The sequence below is a fragment of the Microbulbifer variabilis genome (assembly GCF_052468405.1).
Genome location: NZ_CP174343.1, coordinates 4,822,021 through 4,838,692 on the forward strand (window position 1 = coordinate 4,822,021; position 16,672 = coordinate 4,838,692).

At 52.2% G+C, this 16,672-nt stretch carries 30 protein-coding genes; 29 read left to right on the plus strand and 1 reads right to left on the minus strand.

What is annotated here, in order from left to right; translation table 11 throughout:
- The first annotated feature begins 59 nt into the window (after positions 1–59).
- The 29 genes from rplC to ACJJJB_RS21870 all read left to right on the plus strand — a co-directional run bounded on the left by rplC (position 60) and on the right by ACJJJB_RS21870 (position 14,876).
- Complete coding sequence (gene rplC, locus ACJJJB_RS21730) at positions 60–695, plus strand: 50S ribosomal protein L3 (protein ID WP_353377120.1); 636 nt, start codon at positions 60–62, stop codon at positions 693–695.
- Between the two features lie 18 nt (positions 696–713).
- Complete coding sequence (rplD, locus tag ACJJJB_RS21735) at positions 714–1,328, plus strand: 50S ribosomal protein L4 (RefSeq protein WP_020411385.1); 615 nt, start codon at positions 714–716, stop codon at positions 1,326–1,328.
- Positions 1,325–1,621 carry a 50S ribosomal protein L23 gene (gene rplW, locus ACJJJB_RS21740; RefSeq protein WP_020411386.1) on the plus strand — a complete coding sequence of 99 codons (297 nt, stop codon included), beginning with the start codon at positions 1,325–1,327 and terminating at the stop codon, positions 1,619–1,621. The genes rplD and rplW overlap by 4 nt, the downstream gene beginning before the upstream one ends.
- Before the next feature lie 14 nt (positions 1,622–1,635).
- Entirely contained in the window at positions 1,636–2,460 is an 825-nt protein-coding gene (gene rplB, locus ACJJJB_RS21745) for a 50S ribosomal protein L2 (protein ID WP_020411387.1), read from the plus strand.
- A gap of 37 nt (positions 2,461–2,497) precedes the next feature.
- Positions 2,498–2,776, plus strand: a complete 279-nt coding sequence (gene rpsS, locus ACJJJB_RS21750) for a 30S ribosomal protein S19 (protein WP_020411388.1) — start codon at positions 2,498–2,500, stop codon at positions 2,774–2,776.
- Positions 2,777–2,791: 15 nt separating this feature from the next.
- Positions 2,792–3,124, plus strand: coding sequence for a 50S ribosomal protein L22 (rplV, locus tag ACJJJB_RS21755; protein WP_020411389.1), 333 nt, complete (start codon positions 2,792–2,794; stop codon positions 3,122–3,124).
- Between the two features lie 19 nt (positions 3,125–3,143).
- On the plus strand, positions 3,144–3,824 hold the full coding sequence (gene rpsC, locus ACJJJB_RS21760) for a 30S ribosomal protein S3 (RefSeq protein ID WP_020411390.1): 681 nt from the start codon (positions 3,144–3,146) through the stop codon (positions 3,822–3,824).
- 11 nt (positions 3,825–3,835) lie between these two features.
- Positions 3,836–4,249 carry a 50S ribosomal protein L16 gene (rplP, locus tag ACJJJB_RS21765; RefSeq protein WP_020411391.1) on the plus strand — a complete coding sequence of 138 codons (414 nt, stop codon included), beginning with the start codon at positions 3,836–3,838 and terminating at the stop codon, positions 4,247–4,249.
- Entirely contained in the window at positions 4,249–4,440 is a 192-nt protein-coding gene (rpmC, locus tag ACJJJB_RS21770) for a 50S ribosomal protein L29 (RefSeq protein ID WP_020411392.1), read from the plus strand. The genes rplP and rpmC overlap by 1 nt, the downstream gene beginning before the upstream one ends.
- Positions 4,441–4,442: 2 nt before the next feature.
- The gene (gene rpsQ / locus ACJJJB_RS21775; protein ID WP_020411393.1) at positions 4,443–4,706 is read left to right on the plus strand and encodes a 30S ribosomal protein S17; all 264 of its coding nucleotides are present in this window, start codon (positions 4,443–4,445) and stop codon (positions 4,704–4,706) included.
- A gap of 46 nt (positions 4,707–4,752) precedes the next feature.
- On the plus strand, positions 4,753–5,121 hold the full coding sequence (gene rplN, locus ACJJJB_RS21780; RefSeq protein WP_020411394.1) for a 50S ribosomal protein L14: 369 nt from the start codon (positions 4,753–4,755) through the stop codon (positions 5,119–5,121).
- 20 nt (positions 5,122–5,141) lie between these two features.
- Positions 5,142–5,453, plus strand: coding sequence for a 50S ribosomal protein L24 (rplX, locus tag ACJJJB_RS21785; RefSeq protein WP_020411395.1), 312 nt, complete (start codon positions 5,142–5,144; stop codon positions 5,451–5,453).
- Between the two features lie 31 nt (positions 5,454–5,484).
- Positions 5,485–6,024, plus strand: coding sequence for a 50S ribosomal protein L5 (rplE, locus tag ACJJJB_RS21790; RefSeq protein ID WP_020411396.1), 540 nt, complete (start codon positions 5,485–5,487; stop codon positions 6,022–6,024).
- 9 nt (positions 6,025–6,033) lie between these two features.
- Positions 6,034–6,339, plus strand: a complete 306-nt coding sequence (rpsN, locus tag ACJJJB_RS21795; protein WP_020411397.1) for a 30S ribosomal protein S14 — start codon at positions 6,034–6,036, stop codon at positions 6,337–6,339.
- A 40-nt stretch (positions 6,340–6,379) separates the two neighbouring features.
- Positions 6,380–6,772: a 30S ribosomal protein S8 gene (gene rpsH, locus ACJJJB_RS21800; RefSeq protein ID WP_020411398.1), complete on the plus strand. Its 393-nt coding sequence runs from the start codon at positions 6,380–6,382 to the stop codon at positions 6,770–6,772.
- A gap of 13 nt (positions 6,773–6,785) precedes the next feature.
- On the plus strand, positions 6,786–7,319 hold the full coding sequence (gene rplF, locus ACJJJB_RS21805; protein WP_020411399.1) for a 50S ribosomal protein L6: 534 nt from the start codon (positions 6,786–6,788) through the stop codon (positions 7,317–7,319).
- Between the two features lie 13 nt (positions 7,320–7,332).
- Positions 7,333–7,683: a 50S ribosomal protein L18 gene (gene rplR, locus ACJJJB_RS21810; RefSeq protein WP_020411400.1), complete on the plus strand. Its 351-nt coding sequence runs from the start codon at positions 7,333–7,335 to the stop codon at positions 7,681–7,683.
- 10 nt (positions 7,684–7,693) lie between these two features.
- The gene (gene rpsE / locus ACJJJB_RS21815) at positions 7,694–8,200 is read left to right on the plus strand and encodes a 30S ribosomal protein S5 (RefSeq protein ID WP_020411401.1); all 507 of its coding nucleotides are present in this window, start codon (positions 7,694–7,696) and stop codon (positions 8,198–8,200) included.
- Positions 8,201–8,238: 38 nt separating this feature from the next.
- Entirely contained in the window at positions 8,239–8,424 is a 186-nt protein-coding gene (gene rpmD / locus ACJJJB_RS21820) for a 50S ribosomal protein L30 (protein WP_020411402.1), read from the plus strand.
- A gap of 1 nt (position 8,425) precedes the next feature.
- Complete coding sequence (gene rplO / locus ACJJJB_RS21825; protein WP_020411403.1) at positions 8,426–8,860, plus strand: 50S ribosomal protein L15; 435 nt, start codon at positions 8,426–8,428, stop codon at positions 8,858–8,860.
- An 11-nt stretch (positions 8,861–8,871) separates the two neighbouring features.
- Positions 8,872–10,218, plus strand: a complete 1,347-nt coding sequence (gene secY / locus ACJJJB_RS21830) for a preprotein translocase subunit SecY (protein WP_020411404.1) — start codon at positions 8,872–8,874, stop codon at positions 10,216–10,218.
- 41 nt (positions 10,219–10,259) lie between these two features.
- A complete protein-coding gene (gene rpmJ / locus ACJJJB_RS21835; protein WP_010133825.1) occupies positions 10,260–10,376 on the plus strand; it encodes a 50S ribosomal protein L36 in 117 nt (38 codons plus the stop codon).
- Positions 10,377–10,717: 341 nt separating this feature from the next.
- Positions 10,718–11,074 carry a 30S ribosomal protein S13 gene (rpsM, locus tag ACJJJB_RS21840; RefSeq protein ID WP_020411405.1) on the plus strand — a complete coding sequence of 119 codons (357 nt, stop codon included), beginning with the start codon at positions 10,718–10,720 and terminating at the stop codon, positions 11,072–11,074.
- Between the two features lie 87 nt (positions 11,075–11,161).
- Positions 11,162–11,551 (plus strand): 30S ribosomal protein S11, encoded by a 390-nt coding sequence (rpsK, locus tag ACJJJB_RS21845; protein WP_020411406.1) that lies wholly within the window; start codon positions 11,162–11,164, stop codon positions 11,549–11,551.
- A 15-nt stretch (positions 11,552–11,566) separates the two neighbouring features.
- Complete coding sequence (rpsD, locus tag ACJJJB_RS21850; RefSeq protein ID WP_020411407.1) at positions 11,567–12,187, plus strand: 30S ribosomal protein S4; 621 nt, start codon at positions 11,567–11,569, stop codon at positions 12,185–12,187.
- A gap of 44 nt (positions 12,188–12,231) precedes the next feature.
- Positions 12,232–13,236 (plus strand): DNA-directed RNA polymerase subunit alpha, encoded by a 1,005-nt coding sequence (locus ACJJJB_RS21855; protein ID WP_026304886.1) that lies wholly within the window; start codon positions 12,232–12,234, stop codon positions 13,234–13,236.
- A gap of 123 nt (positions 13,237–13,359) precedes the next feature.
- Complete coding sequence (gene rplQ / locus ACJJJB_RS21860; protein ID WP_020411409.1) at positions 13,360–13,746, plus strand: 50S ribosomal protein L17; 387 nt, start codon at positions 13,360–13,362, stop codon at positions 13,744–13,746.
- A 74-nt stretch (positions 13,747–13,820) separates the two neighbouring features.
- Positions 13,821–14,075, plus strand: coding sequence for a YeaC family protein (locus ACJJJB_RS21865; RefSeq protein WP_353377123.1), 255 nt, complete (start codon positions 13,821–13,823; stop codon positions 14,073–14,075).
- Between the two features lie 165 nt (positions 14,076–14,240).
- Positions 14,241–14,876, plus strand: coding sequence for a hypothetical protein (locus tag ACJJJB_RS21870; protein WP_020411411.1), 636 nt, complete (start codon positions 14,241–14,243; stop codon positions 14,874–14,876).
- Positions 14,877–14,933: 57 nt separating this feature from the next.
- Here ACJJJB_RS21870 and ACJJJB_RS21875 read toward each other — a convergent pair whose 3' ends face one another.
- Positions 14,934–16,388 (minus strand): pectin acetylesterase-family hydrolase, encoded by a 1,455-nt coding sequence (locus ACJJJB_RS21875; RefSeq protein ID WP_020411412.1) that lies wholly within the window; start codon positions 16,386–16,388, stop codon positions 14,934–14,936.
- Positions 16,389–16,672 lie beyond the last annotated feature (284 nt).

The window sequence follows — 16,672 nt, forward strand, 5'->3', positions numbered from 1 at the left end:
GCTCTGAAACTGGGCGGCCGCAGTGGGTTAAAGCCCCGTGCACTGAGAGGTTAATAAAGATGACTATAGGTATTGTCGGCCGCAAGAGCGGCATGACTCGCATCTTCACTGAAGATGGCGTATCCATTCCGGTAACCGTTGTTGAGGTTGCTCCGAATCGCGTCACCCAGGTGAAAACTCAGGAAACTGATGGCTATACCGCTGTTCAAGTAGCAGTGGGTAACCGCAAAGCTTCCCGTGTCTCCAAGCCCGAAGCGGGCCACTTCGCCAAAGCCAATGTAGAGGCTGGCACTAATCTTTTCGAACTGCGCACTGATGGTTCTGAAGAGACTTTCGAAATCGGTTCTGAAATCACTGTCTCCAGCTTTGAAGCTGGCCAGAAGATCGACGTAACCGGCACTTCCAAAGGTAAAGGCTTCCAGGGCGGCGTTAAGCGCTGGAATTTCCGCACCCAGGACGCAACCCACGGTAACTCCCTGTCTCACCGCGCACCCGGTTCTATCGGTCAGTGTCAGACTCCTGGCCGCGTATGGAAAGGCAAGAAGATGGCTGGCCATATGGGCGCTGAGCGCGTAACCGTGCAAAACCTGGAAGTGGTTCGTGTCGATGCCGAACGCAACCTGCTGTTGGTTAAAGGCGCTGTTCCCGGTGCACCCGGTGGCAACGTTATCGTTCGTCCGGCAGTTAAAGCCTAAGTCTGAGGGGAAATAGATATGGAACTGAATATCGCTACTCCCGAAGGCGCTAAAGGCACAGTAGCTGTCTCTGAAGTGACTTTCGGGCGTGAGTTCAACCAAGATCTGGTGCACCAGGCAGTAGTGGCCTATATGGCCGGCGCTCGCCAGGGTACCAAGGCGCAGAAGAATCGTTCCGACGTTTCTGGTGGTGGCAAGAAGCCATGGCGCCAAAAAGGTACTGGCCGTGCACGTGCCGGTACTATTCGCAGCCCGCTGTGGCGTTCCGGTGGCGTAACTTTCGCCGCTGATCCGCGCGATCACAGCGTTAAGCTGAACAAGAAAATGTACCGCGCTGCACTGCGTTGCATTCTGTCTGAGCTGGCTCGTCAGGAGCGCCTGGTAGTGGTTGAGTCCTTCGACGTGGATGCACCCAAGACCAAGCAGCTGGTAAGCAAACTGGCTCAATTTGACCTGTCCGACGCGCTGATCGTGACTGAAGAGGTTAGCGAAAACCTCTACCTGGCCGCTCGCAACTTGCACAAGATCGACGTCCGCGATGTACAGGCGATCGATCCCGTAAGCCTGATTCGCTTTGATAAGGTCGTGGTTACCGTTTCTGCGCTCAAGAAAATTGAAGAGGTGCTGGGATGAACCAAGAGCGACTCTACAAAGTACTGCTGGGCCCGGTAATTTCCGAAAAAGCTGCTGTGCTGGCCGATAGTGCCAACCAGGTGGTTTTCAAGGTTTCCACCGATGCTGAGAAAGCAGAAATCAAGGCTGCGGTAGAGAAACTGTTTAACGTTTCCGTTGAGCAGGTTCGCACCGTGAACGTAAAAGGTAAAACCAAGCGCACTCGCCACGGCATGGGCCGTCGCAGCGACTGGAAAAAAGCCTACGTTCGCCTGGCTGAAGGCAGCGACATCAACTTTGAAGCTGCTGAGTAAAGGGGACTGTTACAATGGCAATTGTAAAAACAAAACCGACCTCCGCCGGCCGTCGTCACCTGGTTAAGGTTGTTAACCCCGACCTGCACAAAGGTGCTCCTTACGCTCCTCTGCTGGAGAGTAAAAGCAAAAGCGGTGGCCGTAACAACAATGGTCGTATTACCACTCGCCATATCGGCGGTGGTCACAAGCAGCACTACCGCGTTATCGACTTCAAGCGCAACAAAGACGGTATTCCGGCTAAAGTTGAGCGCCTGGAGTACGATCCCAACCGCAGCGCGCACATCGCTCTGGTGTGTTATGCAGATGGTGAGCGTCGTTACATCATTGCACCGAAAGGCCTGAAGGCTGGTGCCACCATTCAGTCCGGCGATGCCGCACCGATTGCTGTGGGTAACACTCTGCCTCTGCGCAACGTTCCGGTAGGTTCTGTAATTCACGGCATTGAGCTGAAGCCTGGTAAAGGCGCTCAGTTAGCCCGCTCTGCAGGTGCCTCTGTACAGCTGGTAGCTCGTGAAGGCCAGTACGCGACTATTCGTCTGCGTTCCGGCGAAATGCGTAAGGTTCTCGCTGAGTGCCGCGCAACCCTGGGTGAAGTGAGCAACTCCGAGCACAGCCTGCGCAAGCTGGGTAAAGCCGGTGCTGCACGCTGGCGTGGTGTTCGTCCTACCGTTCGCGGTGTGGCGATGAACCCGGTAGATCACCCGCACGGTGGTGGTGAAGGTCGTACCTCCGGTGGCCGTCATCCGGTAACTCCGTGGGGCGTTCCGACCAAGGGTAAGAAAACGCGCAAGAACAAGCGCACCGATAAGATGATAGTACGTCGTCGCGGCAAGTAAGCCGCGCGATGTCTGAGCAGCTAGAGAGGAATCGACAGTGCCACGCTCATTAAAGAAAGGTCCCTTTATTGATCTGCATTTGATCAAGAAGGTGGAGGCGGCGATTGAAGCAAACGATCGTCGACCGATTAAAACCTGGTCCCGCCGTTCCATGATTATGCCGGAAATGGTTGGACTGACGATTGCCGTACACAACGGTCGTCAACACGTGCCCGTTTTGGTTAACGAAGAAATGGTTGGCCACAAACTGGGCGAGTTCGCTGCTACCCGCACTTACCGCGGTCATGCTGCGGACAAGAAAGCGAAGAAGCGCTAAGCCGAGGTTAAAAAGATGGAAGTAGCAGCAAAATTACGCGGCGCACGTCTATCGGCGCAAAAGGCGCGACTGGTAGCTGATCAGGTTCGCGGCAAAGGCGTTGAAGAAGCCCTGGATATTCTTGCATTTAGCAATAAAAAGGGTGCGGCGATTGTCAAGAAAGTACTGGAATCGGCCATTGCCAACGCTGAGCACAACGAAGGTGCTGACGTTGACGAGCTGAAAGTTTCCACAATTTTTGTGGACGAAGGTATGACCATGAAGCGCATTAAACCGCGTGCGAAAGGTCGTGCAGATCGCATTCTTAAGCGTACTTGTCACATCACTGTGAAAGTGGCCGAGAAATAAGAGAGCAGGCGAGAAAACCATGGGACAAAAAGTACATCCTACCGGCATTCGTCTGGGTATCGTTAAAAAGCATACCTCTGTTTGGTATGCCGGCAGCGACGAGTACGCAGACAAGCTGTACACGGATCTGAAAGTTCGCGAATACATTCGCAAAAAACTGGCCCACGCTTCCGTGAGCCGTATCGAGATCGAACGTCCGGCAAACACTGCACGTGTGACTATTCACACTGCACGCCCCGGTATCGTAATCGGTAAAAAAGGTGAAGACGTAGAACGTCTGCGCAACGAAGTAAGCGCGCAGATGGGCGTACCTGTGCACATCGATATCGAAGAAGTGCGCAAGCCTGATATGGACGCGGCTCTGGTTGGCCAGAACGTTGCCCAGCAGCTGGAACGCCGTGTTATGTTCCGTCGCGCTATGAAGCGTGCGGTACAGAACGCTATGCGTCAGGGTGCCGAAGGTATCAAGATTCAGGTGAGTGGTCGTCTCGGTGGTGCGGAAATCGCACGTACCGAATGGTACCGCGAAGGTCGTGTGCCCCTGCACACCCTGCGCGCTAACATCGACTACGCCACTGCTGAAGCGATGACAACCTACGGCATCATCGGTATCAAGGTGTGGATCTTTAAAGGCGAAGTTATCGGTGACGAAGTTCCCGATGAGAAGCCGGCTAAGACCCGCAAGAAAGCTGCTAAATAAGGGGTACGCAGATGCTGCAACCAAAGCGTACAAAATTCCGCAAGGTACAGAAGGGTCGCAACCGCGGTCTTTCTCAGCGCGGCTCTAAAGTGAGCTTTGGCGAGTTTGGTCTTAAGGCTATCGGTCGCGGTCGCATTACTGCGCGCCAGATCGAAGCAGCTCGTCGCGCAATGACTCGTCACGTTAAGCGTGGCGGTAAAATCTGGATTCGCGTGTTTCCGGACAAGCCAATTACCAACAAGCCCCTCGAAGTTCGTATGGGTAAAGGTAAAGGTGGCGTTGAATACTGGGTGGCTCAGATCCAGCCGGGCAAAGTTCTCTATGAAATGGAGGGCGTGTCCGAAGAGCTGGCTCGTGAGGCTTTCGCACTTGCTGCGGCCAAGCTGCCTGTAAAGACAACTTTCGTTAAGCGTTCGGTGATGTAATGAAGACTGCAGATCTACGCGAAAAGTCAGTTGAAGAGCTGAACCAGGAACTGCTGAACCAGCTCGAAGCTCAATTTAAGCTTCGTATGCAAAAATCCACCGGTCAGCTGGCACAGACTCATCTGCTGAAGCAGACTCGTCGCGACATTGCTCGCATTAAGACTGTGTTGACCGAGAAGGCAGGTAACTAATCATGGCTGAAGCAAAACTGAAGCGTACTCTGACCGGTAAGGTCGTGAGTGACAAGATGGATAAAACCATCACCGTTTTGATCGAGCGCCGTGTTAAGCACCCGATCTACGGCAAAATTGTGAGCAAGTCCACAAAGCTTAAGGCTCATGACGAGAACAATGATTGCAGCATCGGTGATGTTGTAACCATCGAGGAATCTCGTCCGCTGTCCAAGAGCAAATCCTGGGCCTTGCAGAAAATTGTAGAGCGTGCGGCGAAGGTATAACCCCTAGCGCATTGACTGCCGAATTGAAAGGTTTCGGAGAGAGACAATGATTCAAGCGGAATCCTACTTAGAAGTAGCTGACAACAGTGGGGCTCGCCGCGTCATGTGCATCAAGGTGCTGGGCGGCTCCCATCGTCGTTATGCCGGCGTGGGCGACATTATTAAGGTAACCGTTAAGGAAGCCATTCCCCGCGGTAAAGTAAAGAAAGGTCAGGTAATGAACGCTGTTGTGGTTCGCACCAAAAAAGGTGTACGCCGTAACGACGGATCCCTGATTAAGTTTGACGATAACGCAGCGGTACTGCTGAACCAGCAATTGGCGCCGGTTGGCACCCGTATTTTTGGTCCGGTAACTCGCGAACTGCGCGGTGAGAAGTTCATGAAGATCATCTCGCTCGCCCCCGAAGTTATCTAAGCCTCGAGCGGAGAAGAGTTATGCGCAAGATCAAGCGTGACGATGAAGTGATCGTTATCGCCGGTCGCGACAAAGGCAAGCGTGGTTCAGTACGTAAAGTACTGAACGACGGTCGCCTGATTGTTTCCGGCATACAGATGATCAAGAAACACCAAAAGCCAAATCCCCAGCTGGGCGTTGCTGGCGGCATCGTTGAAAAAGAAGCTGCGATCCAAGCTTCCAACGTAGCCATCTTCAACCCCAACACCCAGAAGGCTGACCGGGTGGGCTTTAAAGTACTGGAAGACGGCACTAAGATTCGCGTCTTCAAATCCAGCGGCGAAGCCATCTAAGGCTCTTGACGCAAAAGCAGGTTGGTAGATCATGGCAAAGCTTAAAGAGCTCTACACTAAGGACCTCGTGGCCAAGCTGAAAGAAGAGCTTGGTCTCGAGAATGTGATGGCAGTGCCGCGCATCACCAAGATCACCATCAACATGGGTGTTGGTGAAGCGATTGGTGATAAGAAGGTGCTGGAGCACGCTGTTAATGATATGACAGCAATTACTGGTCAAAAGCCCATCGTTACTAAAGCGCGCAAATCTATTGCGGGCTTTAAGATTCGTGACGGTTGGCCGATCGGCTGCAAGGTTACTCTGCGCGGTGAGCGCATGTATGAGTTCCTGGAGCGTTTGGTTGACATCGCGATTCCGCGTATCCGTGACTTCCGTGGCATTAGCCCGAAGCAGTTTGACGGCCGCGGTAACTTCTCTATGGGCGTGACCGAGCAAATCATCTTCCCGGAAATTGACTACGACAAAGTAGACAAGCTCCGCGGTCTGGATATTTGTATTACCACTACAGCTGCAAACGACGATCAAGGTCGTGCGCTGCTGAAAGCGTTCAACTTCCCTTTCAAGGGTTAAGAGGATTCCATGGCGAAGAAATCCATGATTGCGCGCGAAAACAAGCGCGCTCGAACCGCAGCTAAGTACGCCGAGAAGCGTCAAGAGCTGAAGGCGATCATCGCCAGTTCCACTGCTTCCGAAGAGGAGCAGTGGGAGGCTCAACTCAAGCTGCAGAAAATGCCGCGCGATGCAAGCCCGGTACGTCAGCAACGCCGCTGTCGTATTACTGGTCGCCCCCACGCTGTATACCGCAAGTTCGGCCTGTGCCGTAACAAGCTTCGTGAAGCTGCGATGCGTGGTGATGTTCCTGGCCTCGTGAAGTCCAGCTGGTAATTACCAGCTGGTTTAAGGCAGATTTGAGGAGTCTCATAAGATGAGTATGCAAGATCCGTTGGCAGATATGCTGACTCGCATCCGCAATGCCCTGGCGCGCGGAAAGGCGGAAGTCACCCTGCCATCATCAAAATTGAAAGTGGCTGTAGCCAAAGTCCTGAAAGACGAAGGTTACGTTACTGACTTGAATGTAAGCGAGGGCGCTAAGCCTGAACTGACTATCGCTCTGAAATACTTCCAGGGCAAGCCGGTTATCGCTGAACTGGACCGCGTTTCCCGTCCGGGTCTGCGCTCTTACACTGGTAAGAAAACTCTGCCTACCGTACGTGGTGGTCTGGGTATCGCGATCGTTTCCACCTCTAAAGGTGTAATGACCGATCGCGCTGCTCGCCAGGCCGGTATCGGTGGCGAAGTGCTCTGCACCGTATTCTAAGCGGGGGGTCATAATGTCTCGAGTAGCAAATAGTCCGGTAGTTATCCCCGCAGGTGTTACCGTTGACCTGAAAGGTCAGAACATCGCTGTTAAGGGCGGTAGCGGTAACTTGGATATGGTTATTCACGGTGAAGTAGAAGTGAGCCAGGCAGACAGCCAGCTGACTTTTGCCGCGCGCAATAGCTCCAAGCAAGCCAGGGCCTTGGCGGGTACTACCCGTGCACTGGTTAATAACATGGTGATAGGCGTAAGCGCTGGCTTCGAGAAGAAGCTGCAGTTGCTGGGTGTTGGTTATCGTGCGAAAGCCGCCGGTAAAACGGTTAACCTGACCCTGGGCTTCTCCCATCCGATCGATTATCAGTTGCCGGAAGGTGTGACTGCGGAAACTCCCTCCCAGACTGAAATCGTACTGAAGAGCAGCAATAAGCAGCTGCTGGGCCAAGTGGCCGCTGAGATCCGTGCGTTCCGTCCGCCGGAGCCCTACAAAGGTAAGGGTGTCCGTTATGCCGATGAGCGCGTGTATCGCAAAGAGGCCAAGAAGAAGTAAATAGGGCATAGATATGAACGTTAAGAAAGCATCTCGCTTGCGTCGTGCACGTCGTGCCCGCGCCAAGATCAGTGAGCTGGGCGCCGTTCGCCTTACCGTGAACCGCACTCCACGTCACATTTACGCACAGATCCTGTCTGCCGAAGGCAATACGGTATTGGCTTCCGCCTCTACCCTGGACAAGGACCTGCGCGCTGGTAAAACCGGTAACGTCGACGCTGCTACCGCGGTTGGCAAGCTGATCGCTGAGCGTGCAAAAGCCGCCGGCGTTGAAGCAGTTGCCTTTGATCGCAGTGGCTTTAAGTACCACGGCCGTGTTAAGGCTCTGGCTGACGCTGCCCGCGAAGCCGGTCTGAAATTCTAAGGGTTGAGTTATGGCTAGAGAGAAAGACAAAAGCAACGACGAAGGCCTGCAGGAGAAGCTGGTCCAGGTCAACCGCGTTGCCAAGACTGTTAAAGGTGGTCGTATCTTCGCCTTTACCGCACTGACTGTCGTTGGTGACGGCAATGGCCGTGTCGGTTTCGGTCGCGGTAAGGCGCGTGAAGTGCCTGTAGCGATTCAGAAGGCGATGGAAGCTGCGCGCCGCAACATGGTCCAGGTAGAACTGAATGGCGATACCATCCAGTACGCTACCAATGGCCGCCATGGTGGTTCCAAGGTTTACATGCAGCCCGCTTCCCAGGGTACCGGTGTAATTGCCGGCGGTGCTATGCGCTCCGTACTGGAAATGGCTGGTGTGCACAACGTATTGGCCAAGTGCTACGGCTCCACCAATCCGGTGAACGTAGTGCGCGCAACCTTCAAAGCTCTGGAGCAAATGCAGAGCCCTGAAGATGTTGCTGCCAAGCGCGGTAAATCAGTCGAAGAGATTCTGGGCTAATCACAGTCCAGATTTAAGGTTATTGGTGGGTTAAGACCATGGCTAAGAAGACCATTAAAGTCACCCAGACCAAAAGTATCAACGGACGCCTGAAAAGCCATCAGGCGTGCGTTGCGGGTCTGGGCCTGCGCCGCATCGGCCACACAGTGGAAGTGGAAGATACTCCTTCCGTGCGCGGCATGATCAACAAAGTAAACTACCTGGTTAAGGTTGAGGGGGAATAACATGCGTTTGAATGACTTATCTCCCGCACAAGGCCACAAGCACAGCGCAAAGCGCGTTGGTCGCGGAATAGGTAGTGGGTTGGGTAAGACCGGTGGCCGTGGCCACAAAGGTCAAAAAGCACGTTCCGGCGGTAGTGTTCGTCCAGGCTTCGAAGGCGGTCAGATGCCTTTGCAGAAGCGTCTGCCTAAGTACGGTTTCACCGCTCGTGTTTCTCGCTTCACCGCGGAAGTACGTCTGGCTGAGCTGGCTAAGGTAGAAAGTGACGTAATCGATTTGGCAGCGCTGAAGAATGCCGATATTATCGGCAGCCATATTAAACGCGCCAAAGTGTTCCTCTCAGGTGAACTGACTAAAGCAGTTACCGTAAAGGGTCTGGGAGTGACCAAAGGTGCAAAGGCGGCTATCGAAGCTGCTGGCGGTAAAATAGAAGACTAATCGAGGCGCCAATGGCACGACCAGGATCCGGTGGAAATCCCCTGGGCAACAGCAAGGGATTGGGCGAGCTTTGGGCTCGCCTTCGTTTTCTGTTTCTAGCGATTCTTGTTTATCGACTGGGGACGCATATTCCGGTGCCCGGTATTGATCCGGAAAAGCTGTCAAACCTGTTTAACCAGAACCAGGGGACCATCCTTGGCCTGTTTAACATGTTCTCTGGCGGCGCCCTGGAAAGGATGAGTATTCTGGCGCTGGGCATCATGCCCTACATCTCCGCGTCCATCATCATGCAGTTGATGAGCGCGGTGACTCCCTCTCTGGAAGCGTTGAAGAAGGAAGGGGAGGCCGGAAGGCGCAAGATCAACCAATATACTCGCTACCTCACGGTAGTGCTGGCCCTGATTCAGGGTATTGGTATGACTTTCGGGCTTGCTGGACAGAATCTGGCTTACTCATCTGAGCCTGCGTTTGGTTTTTACTTTGTGGCGGTAACGTCACTGGTGACCGGTGCCGTATTTATGATGTGGCTCGGTGAGCAGATCACCGAGCGCGGTGTTGGCAATGGCATTTCCATGCTGATTTTCGCCGGTATCGTCGCCGGTTTGCCCGGTGCCATCGGTCAGGCGTTTGAACAGGCACGGCAGGGTGAGCTGCATATCCTTATGCTGCTGATCATCGGCGTAATTGCTCTTGCGGTGGTGTTCTTTGTGGTAGTGATGGAGCGCGGTCAGCGTCGAATCACAATTAACCACGCCCGACGCCAGGCTGGTCGCTATTCTGCCGCACCGGCTGCGCAGGCGAGCCACCTGCCCCTGAAGGTGAATATGGCCGGTGTTATTCCGGTGATCTTCGCCAGTAGTATCCTGCTGTTCCCGGCTACGCTGGCGCAGTGGTTTGGTCAGGGCGGGGAAGGTGTTGGTGCTCAGATTCTGCAGTGGATGGCATTGCAGCTGGGGCCAGGGCAGCCGCTGAACATTATTTTGTTCGCACTGCTGATCGGTTTCTTCTGTTTCTTCTACACGGCGTTGATGTTCAACCCGAATGAAGTAGCAGATAACCTGAAAAAGTCCGGTGCTTATGTGCCAGGTATTCGCCCTGGTGAGCAGACAGCCCGCTATATCGATAGCGTGTTGACCCGACTCACCCTGGTAGGTGCCGTGTATATCGCGCTGGTATCCCTGCTGCCGCAGTTCCTGGTAGTTGGGTTTAACGTTCCCTTCTATCTGGGGGGTACCTCACTACTGATCGTTGTAGTCGTAGTGATGGACTTTATGGCGCAGGTACAGTCGCATCTGCTGTCACACCAGTACGAAGGCTTGATGAAAAAAGCGAACCTGCAAAGCTACGGTCGTCGCTAGTGCGTCACCTGCTCGCAGTTTGATTGAATTGAGGTAAGGTCATGAAAGTACGCGCTTCTGTAAAAAAGATCTGCCGTAACTGCAAAATCGTACGTCGCAAAGGCGTTCTGCGGGTAATCTGCAGCGCTGAGCCACGTCACAAGCAGCGTCAAGGCTAAAAAGGGGCCAGCCCCTTCGGGGTGCGTCCATTGGGCGCCCCTGTAAAAGCTGGAAGAATTCGCTGATCGCTACAGCCCCGTATCGATTGGCAACACCTCAAAATTTTTGGGGTGGGGAGGAGGTGGTAAAGCCTTCTTCCAATTGGGGGCGTTGACTGTCGTCCGCAGCCGTTTCGGGAGGCCGAAACGGTCGTGGGCTATTGCAAATTAGTGTCTGAAAAGCTATTCTTGCGCGCCTTTTTGGTGGCGCCGCCGGTTTTTTAGTCGCTGTCAGCGCCGAAATCAAAGTAGAGCCACATACTTATTTATAGCAGTGGCTCCAATACGTGGAGTACGCCTCTATGGCACGTATTGCTGGTGTCAATGTACCAGACCACAAGCACGCCGTGATCTCCCTGACCCACATTTACGGGGTAGGTCTCACTAAGTCAAAGTCTATTTTGGCAGCGGTTGGTATCGCTGAATCCACCAAAATCCGCGACCTGTCTGAAGAGCAGATCGAAACCATCCGCGGTGAAGTTGCAAAACTCACTGTAGAGGGCGACCTGCGCCGTGAAGTATCCATGAACATCAAACGTTTGATGGACCTTGGATGCTACCGCGGTTTGCGTCACCGCCGCAGCCTTCCGCTGCGTGGTCAGCGCACCAAAACCAATGCTCGCACCCGTAAGGGTCCGCGCAAGCCGATTCGCAAGTAAGCCTGATTAAGGCGCGATATCGCGGTTTAACAAGCCCCTTCCCGGTAGTGAACCGAGGGGATTTGATACAGGATTTAGGATACTGGTATGGCTAAGCCAAAAACTACTGTTCGCAAAAAGGTCAAAAAGACCGTTGTTGACGGTATTGCCCACATCCACGCATCGTTTAACAATACGATCGTGACGATCACTGATCGCCAGGGTAATACCCTCAGCTGGGCCACCGCAGGTGGATCCGGCTTCCGTGGCTCAAGAAAGAGCACCCCGTTTGCAGCCCAGGTTGCCGCTGAGCGCGCAGGTACTGCAGCTCAGGAGTACGGCCTGAAAAACCTCGACGTAGAAGTAAAGGGCCCTGGCCCCGGTCGCGAATCCGCTGTTCGCGCACTGAACAACTGCGGCTACAAGATCACCAACATCACCGACGTGACGCCAATCCCGCATAACGGTTGTCGTCCGCCCAAGAAACGTCGCGTGTAAGAGGGGGCTGATAAAATGGCACGTTATATTGGACCAAAATGTAAACTGTCCCGTCGTGAAGGGACTGACCTGCAGCTGAAGAGCGGCGTTCGTCCGCATGACTCTAAGTGTCGCGCAGAATCCAAGCCCGGCCAGCATGGTGCTGGCCGTGGTCGTCTGTCCGATTACGGTATTCAGCTGCGCGAGAAGCAAAAGGTTCGCCGTATCTATGGCGTACTGGAAAAGCAGTTCCGTAACTACTATAAGGAAGCGGCGCGCCTGAAAGGTGCAACTGGTGAGAACCTGCTGCAACTTCTGGAAAAACGCCTGGACAACGTGGTTTACCGCATGGGCTTCGGCTCAACGCGCTCTGAAGCGCGTCAGCTGGTTTCCCACAAGGCGATTCTGGTAAACGGCACAACTGTTAACATTCCTTCTTATCAAATTAAGGAAGGTGATGTAGTTGCTGTACGTGAAAAAGCTAAGAAGCAGCTGCGTATCCAGAATTCCGTTTCCCTCGCTGCCCAGCGTGGCGATGTCGAGTGGGTAGACGTAAACGCGAGCAAACTGGAAGGCACTTTCAAGCGCACTCCAGATCGTGTCGATCTGCCGGCAGAGATCAACGAAAACCTTATCGTGGAACTGTACTCCAAGTAACAATTAGTCCACTTTAAGGAATGCAACTGTAAACAGGTATGGCTATGCAGACTGCTGTCAACGAGTTTTTGACACCGCGTCGTATTGACGTCACCGAGTACAATCCGAATCACGCCAAAGTGATTTTGGAGCCCCTGGAGCGTGGCTTTGGCCACACTCTTGGCAATGCGCTGCGTCGCATCCTGCTGTCCTCCATGCCGGGCTGCGCCGTCACCGAAGTCGAAATCGACGGTGTCGAGCACGAGTACAGCGCGATTGAAGGTGTGCAGGAAGATGTTATTGAAATCCTGCTCAACCTGAAAGAAATCGCGGTTGTTATGCACGGCAAGGATCAGGCGGTATTGAGCCTGAGCAAGAAGGGCCCAGGTGCGGTAACTGCTGGAGATATCCAGGTAGATCACGATATCGAGATTGTGAATCCTGAGCACGTGATCGCCAATATCACTGGTGATGTGGAACTCAACCTGCGTCTCACCGTAGCGCGCGGTCGTGGCTATCAGCCAGCGGACGCTCGCCGAGACGAGGAAGAGGAAAGCCGCGCGATTGGCCGTCTGCAGCTGGATGCTTCATACAGCCCGGTACGTCGTGTTTCCTACAGTGTGGAAAGTGCACGTGTGGAGCAGCGCACTGACCTGGACAAGCTGGTTCTGGACCTGGAGACCAATGGTACCCTGGACCCAGAAGAGGCAATTCGCCGCGCCGCTACGATTCTGCAGCAGCAGCTTGCAGTTTTTGTAGACCTGGAAGGTGAAAAGGATGCGCAACCGAAAGCTGAAGAGCCCGAAGTTGACCCGGTACTGCTGCGCCCAGTAGACGACCTGGAGCTGACCGTACGTTCGGCCAACTGTCTGAAAGCAGAAAACATTTACTACATCGGTGATCTGATCCAGCGCACCGAAGTTGAGCTGCTGAAGACGCCAAACCTTGGTAAGAAGTCTCTGACAGAAATCAAGGACGTACTCGCTTCCCGTGGTTTATCCCTGGGTATGCGCCTGGAAAACTGGCCGCCGGCCAGTCTGAAAGGCGACAGCAAGTTAAGCCCCCTGTAAGCATTTGGTAGTCGCGGCGGTGCCGCGACTAGTAGAAAGAACCCGAGCGGTGCCACAGCTTAGCGCGACACCGCTCCAGAACGACCTGCTGTGACAGCAACTTAGGTCGTAAGGAATTGAGTCATGCGTCATCGCTATAGTGGCCGTAAATTCAGCCGCACGAGCGCTCACCGCAAGGCCATGTTCAAGAACATGAGCGCCTCTCTGGTGGAGCACGAACTGATCAAAACCACACTGGCCAAAGCCAAAGAACTGCGCCGCGTTGCCGAGCCGCTGATCACTCTGGCTAAGAAAGACAGTGTTGCCAACCGCCGTCTGGCTTTCGCTCGTATCCGTGACAAGGATGCTGTGCGCAAGTTGTTCGACGAGTTGGGTCCTCGTTACGAAGCCCGTCCTGGTGGATATATTCGTATCCTGAAGTGTGGGTTCCGCGCTGGTGACAAAGCACCAATGGCTTATGTTGAGCTGGTAGATCGTCCTCAGGTTGAAGACGAAGCTGCGGAAGCGTAAGCTTGCCAACTAGCCATAGTGCTACGGAAGGCCGGTCATAGACCGGCCTTTTTTATGCGTTTAGAAGGGTTTGTATGTCTTTTGAACAATTACTGAGTAACTTGAACCCCCACATTGTAGCGAGCCTGAGGCGTGCTATTGAGTTGGGTAAATGGCCTAATGGTGTTGTTATTACCCCAGAGCAGCGTAGGCTTTGTGGAGAGGCTGTAGCCAACTGGGAGGTACGGAACCTGCCTAAGGAGCAGCAGGTAGGCTATGTAACTCCGAAGGCCTCAGAAGAACCTTGTGCGGGCAAAAAGGATGATGAGCAGCCATTGAACTGGGTTTAATATCGCACAGATTGAGATCATGGTTTTTGTTTTCAGCAGGCTTTAGAGATATTGGCGCAAATATCTACATCTGGGACGCCCTTTCCATTCATCACTTCAGCTTTCTCTGCTTATATAGTTACCGACATAGAAATATAAAATTTCCAATTTGCTCGGTAACTGATTATGAAAAAACTGATATTGCTTGCCGGCGCAGTAACTCTAGCAGTTGTTGGCATTGATCACTACGATATTGACGTGCAGGCCGGTGTTGCCAAAGTTCGGCAATTTATAACTCCTTTAACCGAAAATAGTGAATTAGCGAAGGATATTGCTGAGCGTATACCGTGGTCACAGCTGGAAAATGCGGAAGTGGAGGAGTTATTGGACCACCCCCGTGTGAAAGCTTACCTGGACCAGGAAAAGGCGAAGAAGGCTTTGCAGAACTATTTTGCAAATCTTGGAAACCTATCCAGTGAGGAGGCCTGGGATACGATAGAACAAGTGGAAAGTGAAAAGCGAGTTACCGGTTACGAGGCGCTGTCCTTAAAGCTCGCCTGGCTGGAAAAAAATAGTATCAACGAAGCTGAGTTCAAGCAGCGCGCGGAAGAGCTGTTTAATATCTACCGTGAGCAGGCCCAATCAGTTATTAGTCACTATGATCCCCATACAGAGGTGCCTGGCTTCTCAACATATAAAGATCTTGAAAGGTCTATTGTTGAAGAAGTGCAGCAAATGACCTCCTTCCCAGATGGAATGAGCAAACATGAGTACCTTCGTAAACGCCTGCAAGAAGCACGGGAAACTGTTTACGGCTCCTAATTAGATAGCAGTGCCGCTAGTAATAAACTAACAGCACTGCTTTCTTTCAGGCTTTACCTACATGAACAAGCCGATCAGGTCGTAAAACCAATTACTATTGTTTTCAAAGTCTGAAACTTTATCCGTTTCGTAGGCGCGAATCATACCCCCACCGTTATGGTTCACAATGTTGTTGAGAAAATCTTTTAACTCCAGTCCATGTTCTGCAATCTCACCATAGTGCAAGTCGATAATGGTAGTGCAATGGCTCTCGTTAAGATTACGGAACATCGGGAAGTAGTAGCCCCAATTACTGGTTTGGTCCAAGAGAGGGATTAGATTCTCATGGGTGTCCTTTTGCCAGCGTTGGCGCAGTTTATTTAAGCGAGAGTTGGCATCTGGATCATTGTAAATATCTTCGTAGAAGCGCTCATAGGAGTATGAAGAAAAATTACCGTCAGCCAGGAAGTGTGTGATACCAAGGCGATCTGTGGGAAATTTATTTGATAATGCACTGTATATCGAAGCCAGCTGATTGCTATCAAACCCAGGAGTAAAGGATTTTATCGCATTAATTGGGTTCTCTTCATTGGGGTCCCCGTCAGTTGTGTAAGTGGTCCAGGAGTGAAGAACTTCGTTATGTAACGGTAACGATGGGTACTCGGTGCTGTTATCACTATCTAAAGGTGCTTTATAAAGCGGGCCGGAGTCATCAATTAAATAACCATAGTCGACATCCATATCCTCGCGAAGTTTTGTATAATTTAACAGAGCCCCTACACTTCCAGCGCTGCATCCAGCAGTCAGCATTTGTTTAGGCTTCTGTAAATTATTTTTTACCCACGAAGTGACAGCCTGGACATTACGTAATCCATTGTGGTGCCAAATTAAATCTGGATTTTGACCGCTGGAATCTTCATAAATCTCTGTTTTATCGCCAACATAAATATCACCGGTACAATAGGGAACATATACTAAATTCCATTCACCAGTCTTGTATTGGTTATAGGGATGGTGGGTGTAGATTAAGGGGGATACGCCGGCAGTCGTCAGGTTATCTAGATTACTGAAATCTAATAAATTTATGTTGCTGAGATAGTCGTCAGGAATGCCATTGGGGTTACGTGCCCCGCGAATGCCCGCCTGCCCTGAACAGCTCTCATAATCCCAGCATGCACCGCCACCCTCAAAATAGAAAACGGTGTTGCTGGTATCGGGCACTCGGTATACGAAGAATTTATAGGGGGAGCCGTTGCCGCACATGGCGCCTGTGTTGGCAGGAACGTCGATTTTTTGCCAGGTGTTGAAATCGCTGGGATCGAAGTCATCGTTAAAGCTGGGATCATCTATTGTTAATGGATACATCCCTTGGGCCTGCTCGGTAGTTACAGGAGCATTAGCACTGGGTGGATTAAATAAATGTTTTAAAGTTGTCCAAAAATTGTAATCTCCGGGCTCTGCTTGAGCATAGGAGGTGATTAGAAATGAGCTGGCAATCAGTGCCGTAATAAAACCACGGAGAATTCTTATCATTATTAATCCCCTTGAGGTAGTTGATATATTCTCTCTGGACCAGGTCGAATTGGGGGCGCTAAGTATAGAGGTCGGTTGTGGCCTCTACTCCTGCAAGTCAATTAGAACACTCGTCCAAATCGCTGCTTCGGTAAAACCCAAAGAGGTTAGTTAATATTGATCTTCTGGTCTAGCAGGAGCCGTATAAAAACTTATTGGTCATTAAGGACTGCTTGGTCCAGGCGGATTTATTGAAGATATTTTATTAATGTTTGAAATTTTTTGATTTTGGGTAAGATGTGTTT

Excerpts from the sequence above, each read along its gene's own strand:
- rplC (WP_353377120.1), top strand. The coding sequence starts at position 60 with ATGACTATAGGTATTGTCGGCCGCAAGAGCGGCATGACTCGCATCTTC.
- rplD (WP_020411385.1), top strand. The coding sequence starts at position 714 with ATGGAACTGAATATCGCTACTCCCGAAGGCGCTAAAGGCACAGTAGCT.
- rplW (WP_020411386.1), top strand. The coding sequence starts at position 1,325 with ATGAACCAAGAGCGACTCTACAAAGTACTGCTGGGCCCGGTAATTTCC.
- rplB (WP_020411387.1), top strand. The coding sequence starts at position 1,636 with ATGGCAATTGTAAAAACAAAACCGACCTCCGCCGGCCGTCGTCACCTG.
- rplV (WP_020411389.1), top strand. The coding sequence starts at position 2,792 with ATGGAAGTAGCAGCAAAATTACGCGGCGCACGTCTATCGGCGCAAAAG.
- rpsC (WP_020411390.1), top strand. The coding sequence starts at position 3,144 with ATGGGACAAAAAGTACATCCTACCGGCATTCGTCTGGGTATCGTTAAA.
- rplP (WP_020411391.1), top strand. The coding sequence starts at position 3,836 with ATGCTGCAACCAAAGCGTACAAAATTCCGCAAGGTACAGAAGGGTCGC.
- rpmC (WP_020411392.1), top strand. The coding sequence starts at position 4,249 with ATGAAGACTGCAGATCTACGCGAAAAGTCAGTTGAAGAGCTGAACCAG.
- rpsQ (WP_020411393.1), top strand. The coding sequence starts at position 4,443 with ATGGCTGAAGCAAAACTGAAGCGTACTCTGACCGGTAAGGTCGTGAGT.
- rplN (WP_020411394.1), top strand. The coding sequence starts at position 4,753 with ATGATTCAAGCGGAATCCTACTTAGAAGTAGCTGACAACAGTGGGGCT.
- rplX (WP_020411395.1), top strand. The coding sequence starts at position 5,142 with ATGCGCAAGATCAAGCGTGACGATGAAGTGATCGTTATCGCCGGTCGC.
- rplE (WP_020411396.1), top strand. The coding sequence starts at position 5,485 with ATGGCAAAGCTTAAAGAGCTCTACACTAAGGACCTCGTGGCCAAGCTG.
- rpsN (WP_020411397.1), top strand. The coding sequence starts at position 6,034 with ATGGCGAAGAAATCCATGATTGCGCGCGAAAACAAGCGCGCTCGAACC.
- rpsH (WP_020411398.1), top strand. The coding sequence starts at position 6,380 with ATGAGTATGCAAGATCCGTTGGCAGATATGCTGACTCGCATCCGCAAT.
- rplF (WP_020411399.1), top strand. The coding sequence starts at position 6,786 with ATGTCTCGAGTAGCAAATAGTCCGGTAGTTATCCCCGCAGGTGTTACC.
- rplR (WP_020411400.1), top strand. The coding sequence starts at position 7,333 with ATGAACGTTAAGAAAGCATCTCGCTTGCGTCGTGCACGTCGTGCCCGC.
- rpsE (WP_020411401.1), top strand. The coding sequence starts at position 7,694 with ATGGCTAGAGAGAAAGACAAAAGCAACGACGAAGGCCTGCAGGAGAAG.
- rpmD (WP_020411402.1), top strand. The coding sequence starts at position 8,239 with ATGGCTAAGAAGACCATTAAAGTCACCCAGACCAAAAGTATCAACGGA.
- rplO (WP_020411403.1), top strand. The coding sequence starts at position 8,426 with ATGCGTTTGAATGACTTATCTCCCGCACAAGGCCACAAGCACAGCGCA.
- secY (WP_020411404.1), top strand. The coding sequence starts at position 8,872 with ATGGCACGACCAGGATCCGGTGGAAATCCCCTGGGCAACAGCAAGGGA.
- rpmJ (WP_010133825.1), top strand. The coding sequence starts at position 10,260 with ATGAAAGTACGCGCTTCTGTAAAAAAGATCTGCCGTAACTGCAAAATC.
- rpsM (WP_020411405.1), top strand. The coding sequence starts at position 10,718 with ATGGCACGTATTGCTGGTGTCAATGTACCAGACCACAAGCACGCCGTG.
- rpsK (WP_020411406.1), top strand. The coding sequence starts at position 11,162 with ATGGCTAAGCCAAAAACTACTGTTCGCAAAAAGGTCAAAAAGACCGTT.
- rpsD (WP_020411407.1), top strand. The coding sequence starts at position 11,567 with ATGGCACGTTATATTGGACCAAAATGTAAACTGTCCCGTCGTGAAGGG.
- ACJJJB_RS21855 (WP_026304886.1), top strand. The coding sequence starts at position 12,232 with ATGCAGACTGCTGTCAACGAGTTTTTGACACCGCGTCGTATTGACGTC.
- rplQ (WP_020411409.1), top strand. The coding sequence starts at position 13,360 with ATGCGTCATCGCTATAGTGGCCGTAAATTCAGCCGCACGAGCGCTCAC.
- ACJJJB_RS21865 (WP_353377123.1), top strand. The coding sequence starts at position 13,821 with ATGTCTTTTGAACAATTACTGAGTAACTTGAACCCCCACATTGTAGCG.
- ACJJJB_RS21870 (WP_020411411.1), top strand. The coding sequence starts at position 14,241 with ATGAAAAAACTGATATTGCTTGCCGGCGCAGTAACTCTAGCAGTTGTT.
- ACJJJB_RS21875 (WP_020411412.1), bottom strand. The coding sequence starts at position 16,388 with ATGATAAGAATTCTCCGTGGTTTTATTACGGCACTGATTGCCAGCTCA.